Annotated in this window: 7 protein-coding genes; 4 read left to right on the top strand and 3 right to left on the bottom strand. The window is 73.4% G+C overall.

The features are described 5' to 3' along the window. Positions 1–184: 184 nt before the first annotated feature. Positions 185–1,618 carry a dihydrolipoyl dehydrogenase family protein gene (locus AC069T_RS15915; RefSeq protein ID WP_478783304.1) on the bottom strand — a complete coding sequence of 478 codons (1,434 nt, stop codon included), beginning with the start codon at positions 1,616–1,618 and terminating at the stop codon, positions 185–187. Positions 1,619–1,778: 160 nt separating this feature from the next. Here AC069T_RS15915 and trxA point away from each other — a divergent pair, with 160 nt between their 5' ends. Then, complete coding sequence (trxA, locus tag AC069T_RS15920; RefSeq protein WP_478783305.1) at positions 1,779–2,177, top strand: thioredoxin; 399 nt, start codon at positions 1,779–1,781, stop codon at positions 2,175–2,177. 115 nt (positions 2,178–2,292) lie between these two features. On the opposite strand, the gene AC069T_RS15925 is transcribed toward trxA, so the two are convergent. Continuing rightward, positions 2,293–3,471, bottom strand: a complete 1,179-nt coding sequence (locus tag AC069T_RS15925; RefSeq protein WP_478783306.1) for a 4-hydroxybenzoate 3-monooxygenase — start codon at positions 3,469–3,471, stop codon at positions 2,293–2,295. A gap of 18 nt (positions 3,472–3,489) precedes the next feature. After that, the gene (locus AC069T_RS15930) at positions 3,490–4,524 is read right to left on the bottom strand and encodes a LacI family DNA-binding transcriptional regulator (RefSeq protein ID WP_478783307.1); all 1,035 of its coding nucleotides are present in this window, start codon (positions 4,522–4,524) and stop codon (positions 3,490–3,492) included. A gap of 189 nt (positions 4,525–4,713) precedes the next feature. Between AC069T_RS15930 and AC069T_RS15935 the strand changes: the two genes are divergently transcribed. The 3 genes from AC069T_RS15935 to AC069T_RS15945 all read left to right on the top strand — a co-directional run bounded on the left by AC069T_RS15935 (position 4,714) and on the right by AC069T_RS15945 (position 8,047). Next, positions 4,714–6,135, top strand: coding sequence for an amidase (locus AC069T_RS15935; RefSeq protein WP_478783308.1), 1,422 nt, complete (start codon positions 4,714–4,716; stop codon positions 6,133–6,135). A 70-nt stretch (positions 6,136–6,205) separates the two neighbouring features. Beyond that, positions 6,206–6,424, top strand: coding sequence for a hypothetical protein (locus AC069T_RS15940; RefSeq protein WP_478783309.1), 219 nt, complete (start codon positions 6,206–6,208; stop codon positions 6,422–6,424). Between the two features lie 135 nt (positions 6,425–6,559). Next, positions 6,560–8,047, top strand: a complete 1,488-nt coding sequence (locus AC069T_RS15945) for a flotillin family protein (protein WP_478783310.1) — start codon at positions 6,560–6,562, stop codon at positions 8,045–8,047. Positions 8,048–8,182 lie beyond the last annotated feature (135 nt).

An 8,182-nucleotide genomic window follows, 5' to 3' on the forward strand; every position in this document is an offset into this window, starting at 1 on the left:
CCGGACCGACCAGTACTGCTGGACTGACAAGGACGCCCGGTGGAGACCGGAGACGAGACCGACCGCGCCCCGGCCTCCCCGGCCTCCCCGGCGCAAACCGGCTGTCCCCGAGGGCGCCCGGAGCCCGCGTCACCGGTCCGGCGCACGGGGGTGCCGCCGACCGGTGGCACCCCCGTGTCGCGGCTCAGGCGTCCCGGTACGCCTCCAGCAGCCGCAGCCACACCTCGCTCACCGTCGGGTACGACGGCACCGCGTGCCACAGCCGGCTCACCGGCACCTCGCCGGCCACGGCGACGGTCGCCGAGTGGATCAGTTCACCCACTCCGGGGCCGACCAGGGTGACCCCGAGGACGACCTCCCGGGCGACGTCGACGATCATCCGGGCCCGGCCTCGGTAACCGTCGGCGTACAGCCCCGCGCCCGCGACCGAGGCGAGGTCGACGTCGACGGCGCGGACCCGGAGGCCGGCCTGCTCCGCCTCCGCGAGCGAGAGACCGACAGCCGCGGCCTCCGGGTCGGTGAAGACGACCTGGGGGACGGTCGCGTGGTCGGCGGTCGCCGCGTGGGCACCCCAGGGGTCCGTCTCCAGCAGGGGCACCCCGGACGCGCGGGCGGCGATGGCGGCGCCCGCGATACGGGCCTGGTACTTGCCCTGGTGGGTCAGGAGGGCGCGGTGGTTCACGTCGCCCACGGCGTACAGCCAGCTGCTGCCGGTCACCAGGAGCGTGTCGTCGACCGGCAGCCACGAGCCGGGCTCCAGACCGACCGTCTCGAGGCCCAGGTCGTCGGTGTGCGGCACCCGCCCGGTGGCGAACAGGATCTCGTCGGCCTCGATGCGCTCCCCGCCGTCGGTGACGGCCACCACCGTCGGTCCCTCGCGCGTCACCGACGTCACCGCGACGCCGGTGCGCACGTCCGCGCCGGCCTCCTTCAGCGACTCCGCGACCAGGTCTCCGGCGAAGGGCTCCATACGGGGCAGCAGCCCCGTACCGCGGACGAGGAGGGTGACCCGCGAGCCGAGCGCCTGCCACACCGTGGCCATCTCGACCGCGACCACACCGCCGCCCACGACGATGAGCCGGTCCGGCACGGCCTTCGCGCTGGTGGCCTCGCGGCTGGTCCAGGGCCTGACCTCGGCGAGGCCCGGCAGGCCGGGGAGCGACGCACGGGTGCCGGTGCACACGGCGACGGCGTGCCGGGCCGTGAGCACGCGCCGTCCGCCGTCCGCGCCCTCGACCGTCACCTCGCGTGTCCCCGAGAGCCGCCCGTGCCCCCGGTAGAGGTCGGCGCCGATGCCCTCCAGCCAGCCGACCTGGCCGTCGTCCTTCCAGTGCGAGGTGTAGTAGTCCCGGTGGGCGAGGACCGCGGCGGCGTCGAGGGGGCCCTGCACCGACTGGCGCAGTCCCGGCACGCGGCGGGCGTCGGCGCGGGCGAGGACCGGGCGCAGCAACGCCTTGCTCGGCATGCACGCCCAGTACGAGCACTCACCGCCGACCAGTTCGGCCTCCACGACCGCGGTGGAGAGTCCGGCCGCACGGGTGCGGTCGGCGACGTTCTCCCCCACGGGCCCGGCACCGAGCACCACGACGTCGTACGCGATGGTTTCCGTTTCCGTCATGGGGTCAGTCTGGTAGGTGGTGCGAGGCGTGGCCACACGGGGTGTGCGCCCTGGCCGCAGGGGTACGTGCGCGGAATACGCCACCGTGGGGCAGCGTTGTCGACAGCGGCTTGCCCCCGGGCCCGGCCCCGGGACCGACACGAGGAAGTGGGAAATCGCCATGAGCAGCACCGTGGAGCTCACCAAGGAGAACTTCGACCGGACGGTCACGGACAACGAGTTCGTCCTGATCGACTTCTGGGCGTCCTGGTGCGGACCGTGCCGGCAGTTCGCCCCGGTCTACGAGAAGGCCGCGGAGGCCAACCCGGACCTGGTCTTCGCCAAGGTGGACACCGAGGCGCAGCCCGAGCTGGCCCAGGCGTTCAACATCCAGTCGATCCCGACGCTGATGATCGTCCGCGACCAGGTCGCGGTGTTCGCGCAGCCCGGCGCCCTGCCGGAGGCCGCCCTCGAGGACGTCATCGGCCAGGCCAGGAAGCTCGACATGGACGAGGTCCGCAAGGCCGTGGCCCAGCAGCAGGCGCAGCAGGCGCAGGAGTCCGGGCAGGGCGGCGAGTAGCACCGGCGGGCCCGCGAAATCGGCGAACGGTGGAAGCGGCGGACGGTCGGTGGCGCCGACGGTGGGTAGCAAGGTTTACCCGCGCCTGCGGGCCGCGGCCGGGACCCGCGCGGGCTCACCACGCGAGTGGCAGACCCGTGTAATTCGCGGCCAGTTCGGCGGCCGCCGGCCGAGACGCCGTGATCCGGCGCAGCCGCGTGAGCTGCATGCGGTCGTCGAAGGCGTCCTTGTCCGGCAACGTGTGCAGCATCCGCGTCAGGTCGTACGAGAAACGGGTCGCCTGCCACACGCGGCCGAGACACAGTTCCCCGTAGCGGTCGAGGAGTTGGTCCGATCCGGTGAGGTGCAGTAGGACGAAGCCGCGGGCCAGGACACGGACGTCGGACACGGCGAGGTTCAGCCCCTTGGCGCCCGTCGGCGGCAGGATGTGGGCGGCGTCCCCGGCGAGGAAGAGCCGCCCGTACCGCATCGGTTCGTGGATGTGACTGCGCAGGGGCGTCACCGACCTGGCCGTGATGGGACCGCGTCGGAGCGTCCAGTCGCCGTCGATCGCGAAGCGCGTGGAGAGTTCGTCCCAGACCCGGTCGTCGGACCAGTCGTCCGGGTCCGTACCGTTGGGGACCTGGAGGTAGAGCCGGGAGACCTCGGGTGAGCGCATGCTGTGCAGCGCGAAGCCGCCGGCCCCGCGGGCGTACACCAACTCCTCGCAGGAGGGCGCCACATCGGCCAGGACGCCGAGCCAGGAGTACGGGTGCACGTGCTCGTAGGCGCGGCTCAGCCCGGCCGGGAAGGTGGCGCGCGCGATGCCGTGGAAGCCGTCGCAGCCGACCACGTAGTCGCAGTGCAGCGTCTGTTCCCGGCCCTCGTGCACGAAACGCACGACCGGTTCCTCGCTCTCCGGCTTCTCGATCGCGAGGGCCTCCGCCTCGAACAACAGCGGTGCCCCGTCGGCGAGTTGGAGGGCGACGAGGTCCTTGACGATCTCGGTCTGGGCGTAGCCGGTGACCGTGCGGCCGCCGGTGAGGACCGGGAAGTCGATGCGGTGCCGCTCGCGGTCGAAGCGGAGCTCGATGCCGTGGTGGACCAGGCCCTCGATCTCCAGGCGTTCCGCGGCGCCGCACTCGCGCAGTGCGTCGACCGTGCCCTGCTCCAGCATTCCGGCGCGCCCGCGCTGTTCGACGCGGGCGCGCGTCCGGCGCTCCAGGACGACGCAGTCGATCGCCGCCCGGTGCAGCAGCCGGGCCAGGAGCAGCCCGGCGGGCCCGCCTCCGATGATGCCGACCTGCGTCCGCATGACGCGCCTCCCCGGTGTTCAGCTCGATTCGCGGTGCACGACCCTCGCCCCCAGCACGTCGTGCGCCTGGGGCGCGGCGCCCGGTTCGCGGACCGCCCGGTCGACCAGCTCCGCGAGGTCACGGCCGGCCGGCAACTCGATGTGGACGGTGCTCAGCCGCGGCCGGAGCAGTCTGCCGAGCATCAGGTCGTCGGCGCCGATCACCGCCGTCTCCTCGGGGACGGCGATGCCTTCGTCCTGAAGGGCCCGCATCAGCAGCATGGCGTACTCGTCGTTGTACGCGAACACCGCGTCCAGGCCGAGTGACCGCCATTTTCCGGCCAGCCGGGCCGCCTCGTCCTCGTCGTAGGCGAGCGGCAGCTCGGTCACCACGGCGTCCGTGCCGTGCACGGCGCGCCGTACGCCGTCGAGCCGGGGCCGGGAGAAGACCTCGAAGCCGGGCTCCTCGGGGACGACCACACCGATACGGCGGCGGCCGCGGGCGACGAGGTGCGCGCCGGCGCTGTGGCCGACCCCGGCGTGGTCCATCAGCAGCGCGTGCGCGCCCTCCACGCGCTGGGTGCCGAGCGTGACGACGGCCCGGGCGCCGGAGCGCTTGAGGACGGCCACGCCCTGCGGGCCGAGGTCGCTGCCGGGTACCAGGACGGCGACGGGCCGCAGCTCCGCCCACGCGCGGGCGGCCTCGTCGCCGTTCAGGCCGACGCTGCCGTACTGCACGACGGTGTAGTCGAGGCGTCCCAGAGCCCCTTGCAGCTCGCTGAGGAACTGGCTGTAGAGCGGGCCCACCGGCACGTTCGGGGCGGGCATCAGGACCAGGCGGCTGTGGCCGGCGCGCAGGCTGCGGGCCGCGGCGTGCGGGACGTAGCCGAGTTCCCTGGCCGCCTCGTGGACCCGGCGGCGGGTGGGCTCGCTGATGCGCACGGCGCTCGTGTTGTTCAGGACGTACGAGACGGTCGCGCGGGAGACACCCGCCAGTCGGGCCACATCCGCGCTCGTCGGCACGGCGAGCGGTGCGGGCGACGGCGGGACGGAGTCTTTCGGTATCTGCACCATGACGTACGGCATCCTTGCAGAAGCCCGGCGCGCCGCATTGCGCCGGGGGAACATCCGGTGTCCGCGCACGTGACCGTGCGGGCATACGGGCGGCAACTCCCCTTTCCCAGACGGAGGTTCGGCACCCCGTACCACTGTGGGCGCCCGGACGCTACCGTTCGGCAGACGCCCTGCATCGGAGGTGCCCGGATGGCTGCGGACCCCGTCCCCGGTCTGGCGGAGTGCGCCCGCGCGCTCGCCGCGGGGGAGCTGAGCGCGCGCGAGGCGGTCGCGTGGTCGCTGGCCCGGATCGAGGCCGCCCAGCCGTCGCTGAACGCCTTCCGCCGGGTGCGCGCCGAGGCGGCACTGGCCGAGGCCGACGCGGCCGACCGGGAGCGGGCGGCGGGCGGGCGGCGGCCCCTGCTCGGGGTGCCGGTGGCCGTGAAGGACGACATGGACGTGGCGGGGCTGCCGACGGCGTTCGGCTGCCGGGGCGAGTTCCCGCCCCAGGCCAGGGACGGCGAGGCGGTACGCCGGCTGCGGGCGGCGGGCGCCGTGATCGTCGGCAAGACCAACACCTGCGAGCTCGGGCAGTGGCCCTTCACCGAGGGGCCCGCCTTCGGCGCCACCCGCAACCCCTGGCACGGCGAGCACACCCCGGGCGGATCGTCCGGCGGTTCCGCGACGGCGGTCGCGGCCGGGCTGGTGCCGGCCGCGCTGGGCTCCGACGGCGCGGGCTCGGTCCGGATCCCGGCCGCCTGGACACATCTCGTCGGCATCAAACCGCAGCGCGGCCGCATCTCGACCTGGCCGCGCCCCGAGGCGTTCCAGGGGATCACCGTCAACGGGACGCTGGCCCGTACGGTCGCCGACGCGGCGCTGCTCCTGGACGCCGCGAGCGGTTGTCACAGCCGCGACCTGCACCACCCGCCCGAGCTGCGCGTGTCCGACGCTGTGGACCGCGATCCCGGCCGGCTGCGGATCGCGCTCTCGCTGCGGCCGCCGTTCACCGCGCTGCCCGCGCGGCTCGATCCCCGCGTACGGGCACGGGTCGTCGCCCTCGCGGAACGTCTCGCCGTGCTCGGTCACGTCGTCGAGGAGGCCGAGCCACGTTACGGACGGATCGGGCTCTCGTTCGTGCCGCGCGCGACCGCGGGTATCGCCGAGTGGGTGCGCGAGGCGCCCTTTCCCGACCTCCTCGACCGGCGGACCCGTGAGGCCGCCCGGCTGGGACGGCTGCTGGGCGGCACCCCGCTGCGGCTCGCCCGCCGGGCGGAGGCCGCCCTGCACCGGCGGATCGGCGCGCTCTTCGACTCCTACGACGTCCTCCTCGCGCCGACAACGGCCGCTCCCCCGCCCCGCATCGGCGCCATGCTGGACCTCGGCGGGCTCGGCACCGACCGCGCGATGATCGCCGCCTGCCCCTACGCCTGGCCGTGGAACGTGCTCGGGTGGCCCGGCGTCAACGTCCCCGCGGGCTTCGTGGACGGGCTGCCGGTGGGCGCCCAGCTGCTCGGCCCGGCACACAGCGAGCCGCTGCTGGTGTCACTGGCCGCCCGACTGGAGGCGGACCAACGCTGGCACGAACACCGGCCCCCGCCCGCTGCCGGCGCGCATCCCGCGGCGGTGTAGGCGAGTTGGCGAGTTGGCGAGTTGGGCACACCCGCGGTGACCAGTGGTCCGGCGGCCGTACGCTGTCGGCATGGGTGATGCGTCGATGGTCGGGTTGATGGGGCGGGTCACCGGCACGGTCGGGCCCGGGCTCGTCGGCGAGGTGATCGTCCGGGTGCGTGGCGGCGCCGAGCACTTCCTCGCGTATCCGGCCGCCGCGAAGGAGCGCATCGAGCGGGGCACGGTGGTGATGGTGGTGGAGTACCTGCCGCCGAGGACGGTCTACGTGTCGGCCGCGTACGGCAGTTGAGCTCTCCGCGGCCCAGGTGAGGGGCCGTGGGCATCAAGATTGCAACAAGGATCCGTCTATGGCTGTACCCGGCCTCCCGTCAGGAGCACACTCCCCTTCGTTCGGTGCCGACAGGGCACCATCCAAAGGGGGCGTATGCCGATGATCGTCGGCGTCGTGGCGGGGGCTGTTCTCCTCGCACTGATCTTCATCGTTGTGGTCTTCAAGCTCATGTGGCGCGTCGCGGAGCCCAACGAGGCACTGATCATCTCCGGTTCGAAGCATCGGACCGAAGGCCTCGAGGAAGGCATGGGGTTCCGCATCGTGACGGGACGCGGCACGCTGGTGACGCCGGGCGTCCAGGCGGTGCGCAAGCTGTCGCTGGACCTCAACGAGACCGAGCTGTCCGTGGACTGCGTGACGCACCAGGGCATCCCGCTCAAGGTGCGGGGCGTGGTCATCTTCAAGGTGGGCGACGACTTCGTGTCGATCGCCAACGCGGCCCGCCGTTTCCTCGATCAGCAGAAGCTGATGGCGGAGCGGGTGCACAACGTGTTCGCCGGTCATCTGCGGTCCATCGTCGGCGGGTTGACGGTCGAGGACATGATCCGCGACCGGGAGAAGCTCACCGGACAGACCCGTGCCGCCTGCGGCACGGAGATGGAGAAACTGGGCCTGATCGTCGACTCGCTGCAGATCCACGAGATCGAGGACCCGACCGGGTACATCAAGAACCTCGCCATGCCGCACGCCGCAGCCGTGCAGCGTGACGCGCGGATCGCGCAGGCCGAGGCCAACCGGCTGGCCACCGAGGCCGAGCAGCAGGCCGCAGCCCGGATGTCGGAGGCGACCCGGGACAGCGAGATCCTCCAGGCCGGCTACCAGGCCGAGCGCGACAAGGCGGCGGCGAAGTCCCGGCAGGCGGGACCGCTCGCCGACGCCGCGTCCCGGCAGGAGGTCGTCGTCCAGGAGACCCGCGTCGCCGAACTGGAGGCGCAGCGCCGTGAGCAGCAGCTCCAGGTGGACGTGCGCAAGCCGGCGGACGCCAAGGCGTACGAGAAGCGCACGCTGGCCGAGGCCGAGCGCGACGTCCGGATCTCCGCCGCCGAGGCCAAGGCGAAGGAGACGGAGCTCGCCGCGGCGGCCGAGGCGACCCGCGTCAAGACGGCCGCCGGCGCCGAGGCCGAGGCGACCAGGGCCCGGGGCGCGGCCGCCGCGACGGCGACCCGTGCCACGGGTGAGGCCGAGGCGGCCGCCGCCCAGGCGAAGGGCCTCGCGGCAGCCGAGGCGACCCGCGCGCAGGGACTCGCGGAGGCGGAGGCCATCGCGGCCAGGGCCGCCGCCCTGGCCGAGAACCAGGAGGCCGTGGTCGCCCAGCAACTCGCCGAGAACTGGCCGGAGATCGTCCAGGCGGGAGCGAGCGCGTTCAACAACGTCGAGCACATGGTGCTCCTCAACGGCGCCGACGGCATGTCCGACATGTTCGCCAAGGCACTCACCATGGGCGGTACGGGGCTCGGCCTGGCCCGTCAGCTGCTCTCCTCGATGAGCCAGAACGGGACGCCGGCCGAGGGAGCCGTTGGACTCAACGGCTTCGTGCCGCCGCGCACCCAGAAGGTGCCGGTGGAGAACGGCGACGAGTGAACTGATCCCGGCCGGGGGCGCGCCCGGCATCCCTGACGGGGCTAGGGCCTGTCGTTTGGATCAGGCTGGCTATGACCGACGGTTCGTCCTGACCGACCCGAGCGGGGTCTGGCGCGTGCAGCTGCAAGGCGGAGG

This window comes from Streptomyces sp. NPDC043867, from assembly GCF_056435845.1.

Excerpts from the sequence above, each read along its gene's own strand:
- AC069T_RS15915 (WP_478783304.1), bottom strand. The coding sequence starts at position 1,618 with ATGACGGAAACGGAAACCATCGCGTACGACGTCGTGGTGCTCGGTGCC.
- trxA (WP_478783305.1), top strand. The coding sequence starts at position 1,779 with ATGAGCAGCACCGTGGAGCTCACCAAGGAGAACTTCGACCGGACGGTC.
- AC069T_RS15925 (WP_478783306.1), bottom strand. The coding sequence starts at position 3,471 with ATGCGGACGCAGGTCGGCATCATCGGAGGCGGGCCCGCCGGGCTGCTC.
- AC069T_RS15930 (WP_478783307.1), bottom strand. The coding sequence starts at position 4,524 with ATGGTGCAGATACCGAAAGACTCCGTCCCGCCGTCGCCCGCACCGCTC.
- AC069T_RS15935 (WP_478783308.1), top strand. The coding sequence starts at position 4,714 with ATGGCTGCGGACCCCGTCCCCGGTCTGGCGGAGTGCGCCCGCGCGCTC.
- AC069T_RS15940 (WP_478783309.1), top strand. The coding sequence starts at position 6,206 with ATGGGTGATGCGTCGATGGTCGGGTTGATGGGGCGGGTCACCGGCACG.
- AC069T_RS15945 (WP_478783310.1), top strand. The coding sequence starts at position 6,560 with ATGCCGATGATCGTCGGCGTCGTGGCGGGGGCTGTTCTCCTCGCACTG.